General features: G+C 40.7%; 13 protein-coding genes, 3 tRNA genes and 1 rRNA gene. 10 read left to right on the forward strand and 7 right to left on the reverse strand.

What is annotated here, in order from left to right:
• Nucleotides 1–258 precede the first annotated feature (258 nt).
• Nucleotides 259–373 (forward strand): 5S ribosomal RNA (gene rrf, locus PSR9079_RS20355).
• A gap of 356 nt (nucleotides 374–729) precedes the next feature.
• Here rrf and PSR9079_RS20360 read toward each other — a convergent pair.
• From PSR9079_RS20360 to uvrD, 4 genes are all read right to left on the reverse strand, one after another.
• The gene (locus PSR9079_RS20360; RefSeq protein ID WP_149983050.1) at nucleotides 730–1,578 is read right to left on the reverse strand and encodes a chemotaxis protein; all 849 of its coding nucleotides are present in this window, start codon (nucleotides 1,576–1,578) and stop codon (nucleotides 730–732) included.
• A 66-nt stretch (nucleotides 1,579–1,644) separates the two neighbouring features.
• On the reverse strand, nucleotides 1,645–2,649 hold the full coding sequence (locus PSR9079_RS20365) for an ABC transporter substrate-binding protein (protein ID WP_246175625.1): 1,005 nt from the start codon (nucleotides 2,647–2,649) through the stop codon (nucleotides 1,645–1,647).
• Between the two features lie 73 nt (nucleotides 2,650–2,722).
• Nucleotides 2,723–4,816, reverse strand: coding sequence for a tRNA(Met) cytidine acetyltransferase TmcA domain-containing protein (locus tag PSR9079_RS20370; protein WP_149983052.1), 2,094 nt, complete (start codon nucleotides 4,814–4,816; stop codon nucleotides 2,723–2,725).
• Nucleotides 4,794–6,959, reverse strand: coding sequence for a DNA helicase II (gene uvrD, locus PSR9079_RS20375; protein WP_145242582.1), 2,166 nt, complete (start codon nucleotides 6,957–6,959; stop codon nucleotides 4,794–4,796). Before uvrD ends, PSR9079_RS20370 begins: the two co-directional genes overlap by 23 nt.
• Before the next feature lie 327 nt (nucleotides 6,960–7,286).
• On the opposite strand from uvrD, the gene PSR9079_RS20380 reads away from it, so the two are divergent.
• The 3 genes from PSR9079_RS20380 to PSR9079_RS20390 all read left to right on the forward strand — a co-directional run bounded on the left by PSR9079_RS20380 (nucleotide 7,287) and on the right by PSR9079_RS20390 (nucleotide 8,796).
• Nucleotides 7,287–7,511, forward strand: coding sequence for a hypothetical protein (locus tag PSR9079_RS20380; protein ID WP_145242571.1), 225 nt, complete (start codon nucleotides 7,287–7,289; stop codon nucleotides 7,509–7,511).
• Between the two features lie 111 nt (nucleotides 7,512–7,622).
• The gene (locus PSR9079_RS20385; protein ID WP_145242569.1) at nucleotides 7,623–7,991 is read left to right on the forward strand and encodes a YacL family protein; all 369 of its coding nucleotides are present in this window, start codon (nucleotides 7,623–7,625) and stop codon (nucleotides 7,989–7,991) included.
• 181 nt (nucleotides 7,992–8,172) lie between these two features.
• Complete coding sequence (locus PSR9079_RS20390; protein ID WP_149983053.1) at nucleotides 8,173–8,796, forward strand: dUTP diphosphatase; 624 nt, start codon at nucleotides 8,173–8,175, stop codon at nucleotides 8,794–8,796.
• Here the strand turns inward: PSR9079_RS20390 and yrfG are convergent.
• A complete protein-coding gene (gene yrfG, locus PSR9079_RS20395) occupies nucleotides 8,793–9,443 on the reverse strand; it encodes a GMP/IMP nucleotidase (protein WP_149983054.1) in 651 nt (216 codons plus the stop codon). The genes PSR9079_RS20390 and yrfG overlap by 4 nt on opposite strands.
• A gap of 61 nt (nucleotides 9,444–9,504) precedes the next feature.
• Here yrfG and nudE point away from each other — a divergent pair, with 61 nt between their 5' ends.
• The 5 genes from nudE (at nucleotide 9,505) to PSR9079_RS20420 (ending at nucleotide 11,468) form a co-directional block, all read left to right on the forward strand.
• Nucleotides 9,505–10,077, forward strand: a complete 573-nt coding sequence (nudE, locus tag PSR9079_RS20400; RefSeq protein WP_179959231.1) for an ADP compounds hydrolase NudE — start codon at nucleotides 9,505–9,507, stop codon at nucleotides 10,075–10,077.
• On the forward strand, nucleotides 10,070–10,867 hold the full coding sequence (gene cysQ / locus PSR9079_RS20405; protein WP_145242561.1) for a 3'(2'),5'-bisphosphate nucleotidase CysQ: 798 nt from the start codon (nucleotides 10,070–10,072) through the stop codon (nucleotides 10,865–10,867). The genes nudE and cysQ overlap by 8 nt, the downstream gene beginning before the upstream one ends.
• A gap of 142 nt (nucleotides 10,868–11,009) precedes the next feature.
• Nucleotides 11,010–11,086 (forward strand) — tRNA-Met (locus PSR9079_RS20410).
• A 158-nt stretch (nucleotides 11,087–11,244) separates the two neighbouring features.
• A tRNA-Met gene (locus tag PSR9079_RS20415) sits at nucleotides 11,245–11,321 on the forward strand.
• Between the two features lie 70 nt (nucleotides 11,322–11,391).
• A tRNA-Met gene (locus PSR9079_RS20420) sits at nucleotides 11,392–11,468 on the forward strand.
• 356 nt (nucleotides 11,469–11,824) lie between these two features.
• Here PSR9079_RS20420 and PSR9079_RS20425 read toward each other — a convergent pair.
• The gene (locus PSR9079_RS20425; protein WP_149983055.1) at nucleotides 11,825–12,097 is read right to left on the reverse strand and encodes a hypothetical protein; all 273 of its coding nucleotides are present in this window, start codon (nucleotides 12,095–12,097) and stop codon (nucleotides 11,825–11,827) included.
• A 12-nt stretch (nucleotides 12,098–12,109) separates the two neighbouring features.
• Entirely contained in the window at nucleotides 12,110–12,685 is a 576-nt protein-coding gene (gene nfuA / locus PSR9079_RS20430; RefSeq protein WP_145242549.1) for a Fe-S biogenesis protein NfuA, read from the reverse strand.
• Nucleotides 12,686–12,830: 145 nt separating this feature from the next.
• Between nfuA and PSR9079_RS20435 the strand changes: the two genes are divergently transcribed.
• Entirely contained in the window at nucleotides 12,831–15,383 is a 2,553-nt protein-coding gene (locus PSR9079_RS20435; RefSeq protein WP_149983056.1) for a M14 metallopeptidase family protein, read from the forward strand.
• Nucleotides 15,384–15,395 lie beyond the last annotated feature (12 nt).

The following is a 15,395-nucleotide window of genomic DNA, read 5'->3' on the forward strand; positions in this document are numbered from 1 at the left end:
TGTGGAAGCATAGTGATATGTTAAGCTAACTTGTACTAATTACCCGTGAGGCTTAACCATACAACGCCAAACGCGTTTTATGTGATAGTTGATAGCGCAAGAAGTTAATAGACTAAAGTAGATTTACTGAAAACTTTTATTATCAGAATTCCAAATTTATAAGGTGACTCTTAGCGCGTAGCGTTAAAGTTGAGGCACCTTGCGCAAAGGAAATGTAAGCACTACGTGCTTTGTCATTACTCCTTTGCACCGTATTTGCTTGGTAACAATAGCGTTTTGGACCCACCTGACCCCATGCCGAACTCAGTAGTGAAACGAAACAGCGCCGATGATAGTGTAGCATTTGCTATGTGAAAGTAGGACATTGCCAGGCTCCAAATTGAGAAAGCCGCTTCAGAAATGAAGCGGCTTTTTTACCTCTGTAGGAAAGTGAAAATGCAGGTGAAAGGTAAAAGGCATCAGGTAAAAGGAAAAGAATAAGAGCCTAAAGCCGACTCTATATATTTGCTATGTGGCTCTCTACCGCTGTGGGCACCACGACATCCTAAGGCGTAGCGCACCATGGCTCCAAATTGAGAAAGCCCGACTAGCAATAGTCGGGCTTTTTTACGTCTGTAGGAAAGCTAATGGCTTTGAGCTGTCAGTGTTAACCTTTGACATGCGTGCGCCATTTTTAATCTTGAGAAACTAGCGCCCTTTAAAAGGAACTGCTATCTAGAAAATGCACTTCTAAAACAACCCATATTCTGCTGTTTCTTCAGCATGTTGATGCATTAAGTGATCAGGTCTAAAGATTGCACTTGGGTCTATGAGTACGCTATGTTTATGCTCAAGTTTTATTAATCCTCGCATCATATTTTTGGTCTGCGGGTCAATGTCAAAACCTACATCTGTTAGCTTATCTAAAGGCTTGATATCTTCTTTTTTATAACTGATATTATCCTCGACTTTATCAACAAGTAGTCCTATATGTGGGTTTCTACCATCTTTAGTTGTGAAAATGATGATTGGTTTATAATCTAAAACAATTTGTTCTTTGGCTGATTCGAACAGTCTAATTAATTGCATAAAATTGCTGTTTCGCTCAATATTTAGGTCAATAAGAGCTTGCTTTGGATTACCTTTTTTTACTAGTTCAATTAGCTTATTAGCGCGACTATACAGGCGTGCATGAGGGATCTTAAATCGTTCTATAATTGCTTTAAGATCTTCATTTTCGGTTTTAAAGCTGCTGTACCATTTTGCAAAGTTAGATTGCTGAATGTCAGTGTTGTGATTAAAGGACTGATTTTGGCTAATACTATTTTCAAGTGCGAAAAACCATTCGTGTTGTTTTTGTTCCCACTCACTAAATAAATTCACTAATGATAAGTTGGTATCTTGTGTTGATTGTTTGTTGAGAATAATACCTAGATCAAATATTGGAGTGGGGGTTTCCATATAGTCTTTAACACCAATAAAACTTTTATTATCGTTAGGTAATGAGGTTAAATTATCTTCAAAGCGTTCAGTTAAAAGTATGTCGAGAATTTTTAATGAAATTGTTTTCTGGCCTACTCTAAAATTAATTAAGTCCATAGTGTCCTCACCTCCTAAATATATAACTTAATAATAGAACATTATTTAGAAAGCGCAGCTATTTTGTTAAAACACAGAGCGATAGATAATATGCTTATTTTTATCAGTTTTATTGACGAATAACGCGTTAACTTGTTTATCTTCACTGAAAATAATATTTAGGCGCTGCATTAAGCAATCATGTTGCAGTGGTTGCGGGCAGCGTTGTGCTGCGGCGCTAAACACCATTGCATTGAGATAGCCTTCAAAGTGCAGACGATTAGGTGTGTTAATTTGCGCTGCAGCCATATCTTTTAAGAATTCAGTGCACCAATAGGCGTCACATTTATTAGGGTTAGGGACTACTTCGGTCGCCATAAGTTTACTGGGGTATTTTAGGCGAGCAAATAAGTCATTGCTTGAGGCAAAAGATATGCTGGTGTAGTCAGGTATAAACTGTTGTTCATGGGCACTATTTATAAATTCAGCCAGTGGTTTATAAGTGCCTACTAAGCAAATGGCAGTAGCACCACTGGCTTTTAGTGCTTTGAGAGCATCCTTAATATCATTACTATTTCGTTGATAGCGCGCGACTTTAACTGGCTTTAGATTGTGTTTGGCGAGCGATTCTCGCAATCCAGATTCTACTACAAGACCAAATTCATCTGCTTGAATTAAAAATCCAATACGTGTGTGATTGTGTTCTTCGACTAGGTATTTTATTTGCTCGTTAGCTTCATCATCGTAGCTAGCTCGTATGTTGAATACATTAATTGTTGGCTGATAATGCAAAAATTTAGCGCCGCTATAAGGCATTAAATATGGAATTTGCAGTTGTTCAAGGATTGGTAAAACAGCAAAGCTTGTTGGAGTTCCCATTGCACCGAATAGCGCATCTACTTTGTCTTGATAAATAAAGCGACGAGTATTACTTACTGCGCGTTTTGGTTCATAGCCATCGTCGGCGACTATTAATTCTACGTGTGCTCCGTTGATACCTCCGTTTTTATTTAGCTTGTTAAAATAGATATTACTACCTAGGTAAAGTTGTTCACCAATTTGTTTAGCAGGTCCTGTTAACGCGGTAGACATGCCTAATTTTATCGCTGGCTTGTTCTCGGCATAGGCGAAATTGCTATGTGAAAATAAAAAGAAGAAAAGAACGCTAAGGTAATTTTTTAAGTAAGTATTGTTCATACCAATTAGTAACAGCCTGTTTGAATAGTTTATCGAGTGATTTTTTACCACGGATCTGTAAAACTATTTGTGCCTTTTGTGATGACCAGTTTTGTAATATTAGTCTAATAAAAAGACATTTGGTATTTTCATCGCAATTAGATAAGCTGCTTGGTGTGCACCAAAGTGTCCGCCACAATAAAGGTTTGATGGTAAAAATTTGGTAATCTGTTGTTAGTAATGCAGCTAGACGTGTATCTTGGATGTTATCAGCGTTATGTTGAGCACAGTCACGCAGTACTTGTTCGACTAATTGTTGATCTAACTGATTGAAATGATCAAGTAGTTGCAATGCAAAGTCTGATTGAAAATCAGTTTTCAGATTTTTAATTAGCGAGCTGCGATCAGTTAAACTTTTAGCCACAAGAGCTGCATGTTCTGCAGTCGCTTTATCTTGCACAAAGCCTAGTTTAACTAAACTAAATCCCGCCATTTGCCAAAACTTGAGTAGGCTCGCATTAGCGCCAAAGCTGGCTCCAAACCAGTCACAGCTTGATGCTAGTTGCTGTTCACAATGAGCAATAAGTTGTGAACCAATACATTTACTATGCTGTGATGGAGCTACAGCAATGCGCACAACACGAGCACACAACCTTGTTAGTACGTCAGCATTAGCACTTAACTGTGCTAATGTTTGCGCCATCAAATGCCCCTGTGGGCGACGTTGACCACTAACAACCTGTTGACTCAAGTCTGCGGTTAAACCGCCTTCAATCGCAATTAGGCATACTGCAATAATAACGCCTTGTTGCTGACATACAAAGATGCGTTGCTCTGTCGCGTCAAGTAAGTGACGCAAGTCATTCACGCTAGTTTGATAATGCGCTAATGCTAATAGCCCAATGACTTGACGCAGTAGTGCTTCATTTTCAGCAAGGTGTTGGGGAGTCAGTTCAGAATAGAGCAGAGCGCTGGTGTCTAGCGTAATATCTTGATAATCGGCGTCAAGTGCTAACAAATTACAAATATGCTGTTCTAGCGGATCATTCGCTGCGAAGCGAATTGGTTGCTCTAGAGTAACACTATGCATATTTTTATAATGTTGCTCTAGGTAACGTTTGAATTTTAGAGTATACCCGCGGCCATTCCCTTCATAACCTACCATAGTGCTGGCAAATATAATGCGGGGATAATGCGTGAGCATTTTAATTAATAATGGTACTGGGATCGCAGCAGCTTCATCAACCAATAATACATCACAGTCAGGTAGTTCATTTAGTAATTGATCCGGAGCGATATAATGCAAGTTGGCGAGTTGTTTATCCCGAGTTTGATAGCTTAATCCTCGTGCTGCGGCAAAGTGTTTAAAACAGCTGTGTAGGGCGTTAAACTGCTGTGCACAAATGAGTATTTTTTTATCGTTAAGTGTTGCAGCAGCAAGCCCTAAAGCCGCCGATTTTCCACGGCCACGATCGGCGCTGATCAATAAAGGCCGATTGGCTCTACCGTTGGCAGTTCTAATGATTTGCTCGATGCAAAATTGCTGTTCAGTTAGGTTTATTTTACCTGCTAGCTGGCTTGTTTCTGGTAACGTTTGCCAGCCTGATTGTTGGCTCAGGTGCAGATACAAATTACTCTGGAGTAAGCGTGCCAAGCGTTGGTTAAAATAACTCTGCTGTTGTTGTTGAGCAAATGATTGAAAGGCGGTCAGTGCTGGGTCACACCAATAGTGTAAATCATCAAGTTCTGGTAACAATACAATAAATAAACCGCCAGCCTGAACAGTGCCACTAAGAGCGGCAAATTTGTCTGGCACTAAGCCACTAAAACCGTCATAAATAACATGCTGAAATTCTTGGCCAAGAATTTGATGAGTATGTTCAGGCCAGCTACTGTCAGTGAGTTCGCCACTAGTTGATAATACCTTAACAAGCGGATGGCAAAGTTGCTTGAGTAACTCATTAGCCTGTTGATAACACCAGTTTTGTTCGCCAGTAATGAGTAGCAATTGCCTATGTTTAGCATAGGCAATTTGCGGTAGGATATTACTTATTAACGAGTTAAATGGCTTGTAGTCGTGCATAAACAGTTACTAACCACTTACTACCAAAGTCATCAAAATTCACTTGTACGCGAGATTGAGCGCCACTGCCTTCGTAATTAATAACCGTTCCCATACCAAATTTTGCATGTAATACGTGTTGTCCTAAGCTAAAGCCACTTTCTTCAAATACGGCATGACTAACTGATGAGCTAAATCGTCCTGCTGCGGGTGGTCGCGATACTTGAGTTTTAATACGAATTTCTTCAATACAATCTTCAGGCATTTCACGTAAAAAGCGTGATGGACTGTGGTACTTTTCTTGACCATAAAGACGGCGGCTCTCGGCATGGCTAATATAGAGTTTTTCCATCGCACGAGTCATCCCGACATAACAAAGACGACGCTCTTCTTCTAACCGACCTGATTCTTCATTACTTTGTTGAGATGGGAACATGCCTTCTTCAACACCAACCATAAATACGAGTGGAAACTCTAAGCCTTTCGCTGAGTGCAACGTCATCATTTGCACTGCATCTTCATGTTCTTCAGCTTGGCCATCACCTGATTCCAGTGAGGTATAAGCCAAGAATCCTTGCAGTGGTGAGCTAAACTCTTCATCTTCCGGGAGTTCGTATTGGCCACAGGCGCTGATCAGCTCTTCTAAGTTTTCTACCCGAGCGCGGCCCTTTTCGCCTTTTTCTGCTTGATACATCGCCATTAAACCAGATGTTTGAATAGCGTATTTCGCTTGCTCTTCTAAAGTGAGATCACCAATTTTATCTTCAATATGTTCTACCAGTTCAACAAACTTAGTAACAACCGTCGCCGCACGTCCTGATAAATGTTGTTGTTCTACGATGGCTTTGGCGGCGTACCATAATGGTAATGATTCGCTACGCGCACAATCGCGAATATGGCTTAAGGTCTTATCGCCAATGCCACGAGCAGGAGTGTTAATCACTCGCTCAAATGCAGCATCATCCTGACGATTACCTACGAGCCGTAAATATGCCAGTGCATCTTTAATTTCCTGACGTTCAAAGAAGCGCATACCGCCGTAAATTCGGTACTTCAAGCCTTCTTGTAACATCGCTTCTTCAAGTACCCGCGATTGCGCGTTACTACGATATAAAATCGCCGCATCTTGTAGGGCATTACCAGCGTTTAACCAGCTGCGTAATTTGCTGCTTACAAAGCGCGCTTCGTCTAATTCGTTAAAAGCGGCATAAACAGAAATAGGTTCACCATCATTGCCATCAGTCCAGAGGCTTTTACCCATTCGGTCTGAGTTATTTTGAATAAGTGCATTAGACGCTTTTAGAATAGTGGCAGTAGAGCGATAGTTTTGTTCAAGGCGAATAGTTTCGGCTTTAAAATCGGTCAAAAAGCGCTTAATGTTTTCAATTTTAGCACCACGCCAACCGTAAATACTTTGGTCATCATCACCTACGATCATGATGCTGTTGGTATCGCCAGCTAATAATTTAAGCCATGCATATTGAATGGTGTTGGTATCTTGAAACTCGTCTACTAGCATATGGGCAAAACGTTGCTGGTAGTGACGTAGTAAGGTTGGATTGTTTTTTAGTACTTCAAAACTACGTAATAAGATTTCGGCAAAATCAACCAATCCGGCTCGATCACATGCTTCTTGATAAGCGGTGTAAACTTTGAGCATCATTTGTTCGTTGATGTCGTAAGCTTGGATATCTTTGGGGCGCAGACCTTCATCTTTCTTGGCGCTGATATACCAGCCAAACTGTTTTGCAGGCCATTTTTTGTCATCAATATTCATGGCTTTTAATAAGCGTTTGATCATTCTAAGTTGATCATCAGAGTCTAAAATTTGAAACGCTTCTGGTAAGTTTGCTTCGCGATGGTGGGCGCGCAATATACGGTGTGATAAGCCATGGAAAGTACCAATCCACATACCACCTACTGGTGCCTGAAGGGCCTGTTCAACGCGCGTGCGCATTTCTTTAGCTGCTTTATTGGTAAAGGTTACTGCAAAAATACTATAAGCGGAGGCTTGCTCAACCTGCATTAACCATGCGATACGATGAACGAGTACTCGAGTTTTCCCAGAGCCTGCGCCAGCAAGCACCAGCATATTTTGGAGTGGGGCTGCAACTGCATCCCGTTGTTTATCATTTAAACCGTCGAGTAATTCTGAAACGTCCATCATCACGCCTTTTCAATCAATATTAAAAGCAGTATAACAGGTGTTTTTGTTAGGCTAAATAAAATACTGTTTTTATAACCAGTTAATTTAATACATAGTCTAAAGGCTTTAAAAACTTAATGATTCATTTATAGTCATTTTTTAGCTAAGCTAGGTCAATGGTGTGAAGTGATATCGCCAATTTGACTTATATTTAGTAAAAATCACGATTTTAGCTAGTTCTTTGTATTACTGTTGATTTTAACGTATTGATTTTTAATAACTAAATAGTTGGCATGAAGAATGTAGGTAGATAAGAATAAAATTAAATTAATAATTGAGGTTAACATGGCAGAGCAAGGTTCAGGCGGTAATGTTATCGCAGCGATTTGTAATATATTTTTCCCAGGTTTAGGGCAGTTAGTTCAAGGCCGGATCATGGCGGCAATTGGTTTCTTCCTAGCGTGGGTTATTAGTGGTGCGCTTATTTATGTTGCGATTGGTTTTATATTACTGCCGATCGTCTATATTTGGGCAATCATTGATGCCGCGCGGTTTAGATCTTATCGGTAGCTGTATCACTTCAAAGAATAGCGCTTTTTAGCGCTATTTTTGTCACTGGCTTTATTTATTCAGCACTGACTAGGGTATAATCCCGAGCATTAGTTGTATTTAGGTAAAGTTATGGAATACCAATTTATACGCGATCCAATAAGTGGCCTGCGGATTAAAATTAGCAGTGAACATGCGGTTATTGGCCGTTGGTTAAATGAAGAGATCGGCAAAGACAAAATTGCTATGGTACAAGCTTTAATAGCCTCAGTATCAAGTAGTTTTGAGCCGTTAACGCTACAGGGCCAAGAAATTGATTTGATCTTAAATAAAGATGAAGCCATTTTTGAAGCCCATGCCTTGCACCAAGACTCTGAAGATTTATTTGCTTATCAAGATGATGAGCTTATGCTCGAGGAAAATGGTTTAAGTAGTGGCTGTGGTTTTGAAGATTTTGTTGATCTGATTAATTCATGGCAAGAATTTACTACAGGCAGGTAGCCGTCAGTTTTCAGTTAGCAAAATATCCTCGGGTGCCGCGTAATGAAATGCCCTTAGCTATATTGGCAATATTTGTGTTAGCGACCTCTGCGTATTAACCACAATCAGTACGTAGAATCGATTTCATCGAAGAGTATTTATCTGTATTATTACGGCAATTAAAATAGTAACTGGAAGAGATATGTCTGCCAATTTAAACAAACTAGTGGTGATGCTAGAAATGCAAAATGCCATGAACACCAAAGTTCATGATCAATGGTTTAGCCAAGGCTTTGAATGGTATCGCGCTATTTGGGTTGAATGCGCTGAAATGCTTGATCATTACGGTTGGAAATGGTGGAAAAAGCAAACTCCAGATACCGAGCAAGTTATTTTAGAATTGGTTGATATTTTTCACTTCGGTTTATCGTTACGCATTGATGGTGAGACCAGTTATTTAGAGCTTGCTAAGCAGTTGGAACAACAGTTAAGTGCACCGCAACAAGCTGATGATTTCAAACAAACGTTAGAAATTCTCGCCGCGTCAGCCGTCGCTGAGAAAACCTTTAACGCCGCAGCCTTCGCTGGATGTATGGCGCAAATAGGTATGGATATTGATGATTTATATCGAGGCTATGTAGGTAAAAATACGCTTAATTTTTTCCGCCAAGATCATGGTTATAAAGATGGTAGCTACATTAAAGAATGGCATGGCAAAGAAGATAACGAGCATTTAGTTGAGGTCGTTAAAAGCCTGAATACGGAACATGCTGATTTTGCAAAGCTTGTATATCAAGGCTTAGAGGCTCGCTACCCTAAAAATTAAGGCAGCATGTCACGAAAATCAGTGACGCTCAAATAGTCACTGATTTCATTGTGCGGTTGTTTACTATCTGGGTTTGCAACCGCCAATAAATGGCCAATACCATATTCTTTTGCGGCGTTTAGTACCGCTAAACTGTCGTCAACGAACAGCGTACGCTGCTTATCAAAACCTAAATCGAGTTGTACTTGCTGCCATAAGCTTTGCTGCTCTTTACTCACACCATATTGATGAGTCGACACCACACCATCTAAATAGTTATCAATATTGGTTTTTTCAAACTTGAGCATGACACTTTCCGGGTGTGCGTTGGTAAGTAAAATCAACTCTTTACCCGCTTTTCGCAACGACGTTAAAAATGCTGGTACATCCTCACGCATTTTAATGAGGTGCTGATGCTGATATTTTAGCTCCATAATAGGTAAATTAAGTTGTTGTTCCCAGTAATCTAAGCAATACCATTGGATTTGACCGCTAACGGCTTGATAGCGTTTTAATATATCCGCTTGGGCTTGTGCCAAACTAATATTCTTTGCGATAGCGAGTTGCTCAGGGATCACTGTCATCCAAAAGTGATTATCAAAATGGAGATCGAGCAAAGTGCCATCCATATCTAGCAGCACAGTATCGATTTTTGACCAATTTAACATAGGAATTTCATCTTATAGGGTTTATTATTGAACTAACTGCCATGATAGCAAATTAATGCCAATGACACAGAAAAAGCACCCAACACCACCACAAATTCTTCGCACCGAAGTTGTTGCTAAAAGCCGATTATTTACGGTGGAATCACTTGAATTAAAATTTTCAAATGACGAACAGCGTCAATACGAACGGATCCGCGGCGGTGGCCGAGGGGCTGTAATGATAGTGCCATTAACAGCTGATAATGAATTACTGTTAGTACGAGAATATTGTGCTGGCACTAATGATTATCAACTAGGCTTCCCAAAAGGCTTAATTGATCCTGGTGAAACACCAGAACAAGCAGCAAACCGAGAATTAAAAGAAGAAGTTGGCTTTGGTGCTGAGCAACTTCAGCCACTTAAAGTGGTTTCAATGGCACCCAGTTACTTTAATGCGACTATGCACATATTGTTTGCGCAACAACTTTATCCGCAAACTTTAGTTGGGGACGAGCCAGAACCATTAGTGGTTGTTAAGTGGCCATTAACCGATTGGCAGTCATTATTACAACAATCAGACTTCACCGAAGCACGAAGCGTTGCAGCTTTGCTATTATTAACTAAGCATTTAGAATCAGGAGCTGCGAATGATTGAATTACTTGAGCCATGTATTGAGCTTGCGCAAAGCGCTGGTGCTGCGATTATGGCTATTTACAAGAAAGATGATATTGGCCAGCAAGAAAAGTCAGATCACACACCTGTCACTAAAGCCGATTTAGCCGCTAACGATGTGTTAGTTGCTGGATTAAAAGCACTAGCGCCAGATATTCCTATTATGTCAGAAGAAACACCAATCCCTGCTTTAGCAGATAGGCAAGATTGGCAGCGCTATTGGTTACTCGATCCAATGGACGGTACCGGTGAGTTTATTTTAGAAAGCGGCGACTTTGCGGTAAATATCGCTTTGATTGAAAACAATCGCCCAGTGCTTGGGGTGATTTATTGGCCAGCGAAAGAGACAACTTATTTTGCCAGTTATCAAAATGGTGCATTTAAGCGTGTTGATGGCGTAGAGCAGCAGATCAATGTTGCCACTCCAGATAACTTAACTTTGGCTGTTAGTCGTCGTCAAAAAATTGAAGCTGTTAGTCAATACTTGAACGCGCAGTTTACAACAGTTGCTGTAGGTTCATGCTCTTTAAAAGCATGTATTGTTGCTGAGGGTAAAGCTGACTGTTTTTTACGGATAGGGCCAACAGGTGAGTGGGATACGGGAGCATCGCAAATAATTGTTGAAGAAGCAGGTGGCTGTATTACTGATGCTGAATTTAATCCATTAACCTACAATCAGCGTGAGAGTACAGAGAACCCTGACTTTATAGTGATGGGTCACCCTGATTGGGAGTGGCAAAAAATGATCAGTCCACACCAAAGAGCGCTTTAATTACTCTATTTGTTTGCTTTTTGTTCGGTTGAACAGCTTTAAGCAGTTTAACTGTTGCATTATAATATGATTCCTATACTATAGCGCTCTCTTCGAAACAGGCTCGCAAATAACGCGAAACCGTTGAAAAAGAAATTACAGGCGCGGGATGGAGCAGCCTGGTAGCTCGTCGGGCTCATAACCCGAAGGTCGTCGGTTCAAATCCGGCTCCCGCAACCAATTTTCTTAAATGATTTGGTGCATTGGAAGTTTTAAAAGGTCGTCGGTTCACTCTTCACCTTTCACAGCTCCCGCAACCAATTCTTTTAAAGAAGCGGTTACTGTAAACTCTTGGTGAGAGTTAAAAATCACTAGTCGATAGACTTAAAATATACAGGCGCGGGATGGAGCAGCCTGGTAGCTCGTCGGGCTCATAACCCGAAGGTCGTCGGTTCAAATCCGGCTCCCGCAACCAATTCTTTAGTGAGTTGGCTGACTTCTTTAATTAATTAAGTAAGAAGTAAAATAACACTTAATATTTCAGGCGCGGGATGGAGCAGCCTGGTAGCTCGTCGGGCTCATAACCCGAAGGTCGTCGGTTCAAATCCGGCTCCCGCAACCAACTGAAATTACAATTTAGAATATTAAACAGACACGCCTAAAGCGTGTTTTTTTATGCCTGAAACTCAGTGAAATAAATAGCTCGTCGGTCTCAGCTCTACATTAGCCAGCAAAGGCCATCTATTTAAACAACCACTGAAATCAAGTAATAATGAATCGACACTCTTAATGAGTGTTTTTTTATGTCTGAAATTTAGTAACACGCATAAGTTGGGTTACTCATAACCCGAAGGTCGTCGGTTCGCTCTCCATAAACTCAGGCTCCCGCAACAACTGAAATAAAGTAAGACAAATTAAATAGGTATTGTTGATGAGTGCTTTTTCATGGCAGTATTTTGATAGAACCTAGAGCTTTGGCTATTTCCAAAGATCAGGATCTTCTTCTGGACGGGAATCTTTTCTGTCTAATAGCTGCGAAAAGCGATTAGCAAAGATACCTAAGTAGCCCCAAGCGGCGAAGAATAGTGCTATGGCTAAAATTACTAAGCCGATGATTTGTAAGCTGTAGTGGCTATAATAGCCGAGGGTGATTAATATCACGGCTAGCACAAACAGTGCTAGGCCGCGTAAAAAGCGCTTTAAGCTGAGCTTAGGCTCTGAACCTAAGCGATATATCAGCGGCTTTAGCATGACTGCTTACTATTAATAGTAAGAATGATCGCCAGCTTTGTGATCAGTAATATCAGCAACACCGGTGATTTCATCGAACTTAGCAATCATTTCTTTTTCAATGCCTTCTTTTAGTGTGACATCGATCATAGAACAACCATTACAGCCACCGCCAAATTGAAGAACAGCAATACCTTCAGCAGTTACTTCTACAAGGCTTACTTGGCCGCCATGGTTAGCAAGCTGAGGGTTAACCTCTGTTTCTAACATGTGTTGAATACGTTCGTTAAGTCCTGCATCATCACCGATTTTACGGGCTTTAGCATTGGGGGCTTTAAGTGTTAACTGGGTGCCCATTTTATCGGTAACGAAATCGATTTCAGCTTCTTCTAAAAATGGCGCGCTTTCTGTGTCAACTACAGCATCAAAGCCGTTAAAAGGAAGACGAATATCGGTGGCTTCTACTGCATCTTCAGGGCAGTAAGATACACCACATTCCGCTTGTGATGTGCCAGGGTTAACAACAAATACGCGAATATTTGTTTTTTCAGCTTGGTCAGCTAATAATTTTGCAAAATGCGATTGTGCGGTTTCGGAAATAGAAATCATAAAACAACTATACTTGACTAAATTACTCGGATACTGGTTATCATACTCCGCTCATCGCGTTGTCGCCAGTGTTGAGCGTAAAAATTTGGCATCTATTTTAAGCAATGGTAGCGTGCAAACATTGATCATTTACTGAGTGTTTTCTATGCGTTTGATAATAACAATCTTTACACTATTGCTAAGCTTTTCTTGTTTAGCACAACCGCTTTCATATTATTTCAATGATGATGTGAAATTTGATCCAACTATTCCCACTCCAGAGCAGGTTTTAGGCTATGAAGTCGGGCAGTGGCACGTACGTCATGATCAACTCGTTCGTTATATGGAAATATTGGCACAAAAAAGTGACCGTATTAATTTTGAAGTCATTGGTCGTACCCATGAGCAGCGCCCGCTCGTTATGCTAACTATCACCGCAGCTGATAAGTTGGCGAATGTGGAGCAAACACGTAAGGCGCACTTGGCGCGTTTAGCCGATCCAGAAAAAGCCAAAGAAACCGATCAGCCAGCGGTCGTTTGGATGGGTTATAGCGTTCATGGCAATGAATCTTCTGGTAGTAATTCAGCCTTGCTAGTGGCTTATTATTTAGCTGCGGCGCAAGGTAAAGAAATTGATACGCTATTAAATAACACGGTTATTTTACTCGATCCTTCATTAAACCCAGATGGTTTAGCACGCTTTGCGAATTGGGCGAATAGTAATCGCGGTATGAACTTATCGTCTGATCCACAAACTCGGGAGCATATTGAAAGCTGGCCAAGTAGCCGTACTAACCATTACTGGTTTGATTTAAATCGTGATTGGTTGCTGCTACAACACCCTGAATCACGTGCTCGTATTGCTAAGTTTCATTACTGGAAACCCAATATTCTTACTGATTTCCATGAAATGGGTCCCAATAGCACGTTTTTCTTTCAGCCAGGTATTCCATCACGTAAGCATCCGATCACCCCTGATGAAAATGTCAGTCTCACGAAGGCAATAGGTAACTATCATGCCAAAACATTGGATGAACACAACGCGTTATATTTTACCGAAGAAAGCTTTGATGATTTTTACTATGGCAAAGGTTCAACTTATCCAGATGTGAATGGTGGTGTGGGTATTTTATTTGAGCAAGCAAGTTCTCGTGGTCATCTGCAAGAAACCATAAATGGACCGCTGAGTTTTGCATTTACGATTAAAAACCAGCTGCTTACGAGCCTATCTACATTTCAGGCTGCGATAGATAATCGCCAAGCATTACTCGATTACCAAGCTAGTTTTTACAATAATGCTATAGAGCTTGCTAATGATGAAGATTATAAAGGTTATGTAGTGCAAGGCGGTGCAGATACAACACGTAGCGCACTTTTTTTAGATTTATTGAAACAGCATCAGATCAAAGCTTATCCACTTAATAAAGCAGTAAAAGCGGATGGTAAGAATTTTTCTGCTAAAAGTTATTTTGTGCCATTAGCCCAGCCACAATATCGCTTAGTTAAAGCCATTTTTAGTGAGCAAAAGCGTTTTGTTGATAACACTTTTTATGATGTATCCGGTTGGACGTTAGCCCACGCTTTTAACTTGGAGTTTGCAGCAATCAAAAGTGGCTGGGGCTTAGACGTTAGTAAAAATGCATGGCAACAGCCTGAAAAACCACAATTTGCTGAGTTAGATGCACAGTATGCGTTTGGCTTTAAATGGGATAATTATTTAGCTCCGAAAATGCTTAATAAATTATTACAGCAAGGTGTGCAAGCTCGTGTGGCGCTCAGCCCGTTATCAGCTAAATCGCTTGCAAGTACACAGGAATTTGCTGCGGGTAGTATTATTATTCCTGCTGGGATTCAAAAAAATCCGCAATGGGTGTCGTTATTAAATAGTGCACAAAATGAGTTTGGTATTGCGATTACGCCTATTACTTCTGGCTTAACGGCAAAGGGTGTCGATTTAGGCTCGCGGACGTTAGCGGTAGTTAAAGCGCCGAAAGTATTACTCGTTGGTGGCCAAGGGACTAGTCAATATGAAGTAGGTGAAGTGTGGTATTACTTAGATCGCTTTGTTGGTGTGGCACCTACCATTGTGGAAATGGAACGTTTTGGTGATCTTGAACTTAGTGATTACAGCCACATTGTTTTGGCTCATGGAAATTACAATAAGCTTTCAGATGCTGACAAAATAGCAATTAAAACTTGGGTACGTAAAGGTGGAGTTATTTGGGGCCACAAAGGTGGGGCTAAGTTTTTAGTCGATCAACAACTATTAAAAACCAGTTATTTATCACGCCGAGATGTTGCCAGCGCCTTCAAAACGGATGGCTTAAACTATGGTGATAAAGATCATCTAGCTGGGCGTCAACGTATTGCTGGAGCGATATTTAATACTAAAGCCGATTTAACGCACCCACTTACTTTTTCATTACAGCGTGACACCTTACCAGTATTTAAAAATAGTACTTGGTTACTTGAAATGTCGGCTGCACCATTTGTAAATGTGTTGCAGTATACTCAAAAGCCATTACTAGCGGGCTTTACCGATGATGTTAATGTTGAGCAAGTAGCGGGAGCGGCTGGTTTAGTGGCACATTCGTATGGTCGTGGCAGTGTGATTGGTATGACAGATGATCCGGTATTTAGGGGCTATTGGTACGGCACCAGTCGTTTATTGAGCAATGCATTGTTTTTTGGTCACACATTTAGAGCGAATGCCGATTAATTAGCTTAAGTA

It is taken from the genome of Pseudoalteromonas rhizosphaerae (assembly GCF_902498845.1).
GTDB classification, from domain to species: Bacteria; Pseudomonadota; Gammaproteobacteria; order Enterobacterales; family Alteromonadaceae; genus Pseudoalteromonas; species Pseudoalteromonas rhizosphaerae.

Coding starts and splice junctions, on each gene's coding strand:
- nudE (WP_179959231.1), top strand. CDS start 9,505: ATGACACAGAAAAAGCACCCAACACCACCACAAATTCTTCGCACCGAA.
- PSR9079_RS20380 (WP_145242571.1), top strand. CDS start 7,287: ATGGCAGAGCAAGGTTCAGGCGGTAATGTTATCGCAGCGATTTGTAAT.
- cysQ (WP_145242561.1), top strand. CDS start 10,070: ATGATTGAATTACTTGAGCCATGTATTGAGCTTGCGCAAAGCGCTGGT.
- PSR9079_RS20385 (WP_145242569.1), top strand. CDS start 7,623: ATGGAATACCAATTTATACGCGATCCAATAAGTGGCCTGCGGATTAAA.
- PSR9079_RS20390 (WP_149983053.1), top strand. CDS start 8,173: ATGTCTGCCAATTTAAACAAACTAGTGGTGATGCTAGAAATGCAAAAT.
- nfuA (WP_145242549.1), bottom strand. CDS start 12,685: ATGATTTCTATTTCCGAAACCGCACAATCGCATTTTGCAAAATTATTA.
- PSR9079_RS20425 (WP_149983055.1), bottom strand. CDS start 12,097: ATGCTAAAGCCGCTGATATATCGCTTAGGTTCAGAGCCTAAGCTCAGC.
- PSR9079_RS20370 (WP_149983052.1), bottom strand. CDS start 4,816: ATGCACGACTACAAGCCATTTAACTCGTTAATAAGTAATATCCTACCG.
- PSR9079_RS20360 (WP_149983050.1), bottom strand. CDS start 1,578: ATGGACTTAATTAATTTTAGAGTAGGCCAGAAAACAATTTCATTAAAA.
- PSR9079_RS20365 (WP_246175625.1), bottom strand. CDS start 2,649: ATGTCTACCGCGTTAACAGGACCTGCTAAACAAATTGGTGAACAACTT.
- yrfG (WP_149983054.1), bottom strand. CDS start 9,443: ATGTTAAATTGGTCAAAAATCGATACTGTGCTGCTAGATATGGATGGC.
- uvrD (WP_145242582.1), bottom strand. CDS start 6,959: ATGGACGTTTCAGAATTACTCGACGGTTTAAATGATAAACAACGGGAT.
- PSR9079_RS20435 (WP_149983056.1), top strand. CDS start 12,831: ATGCGTTTGATAATAACAATCTTTACACTATTGCTAAGCTTTTCTTGT.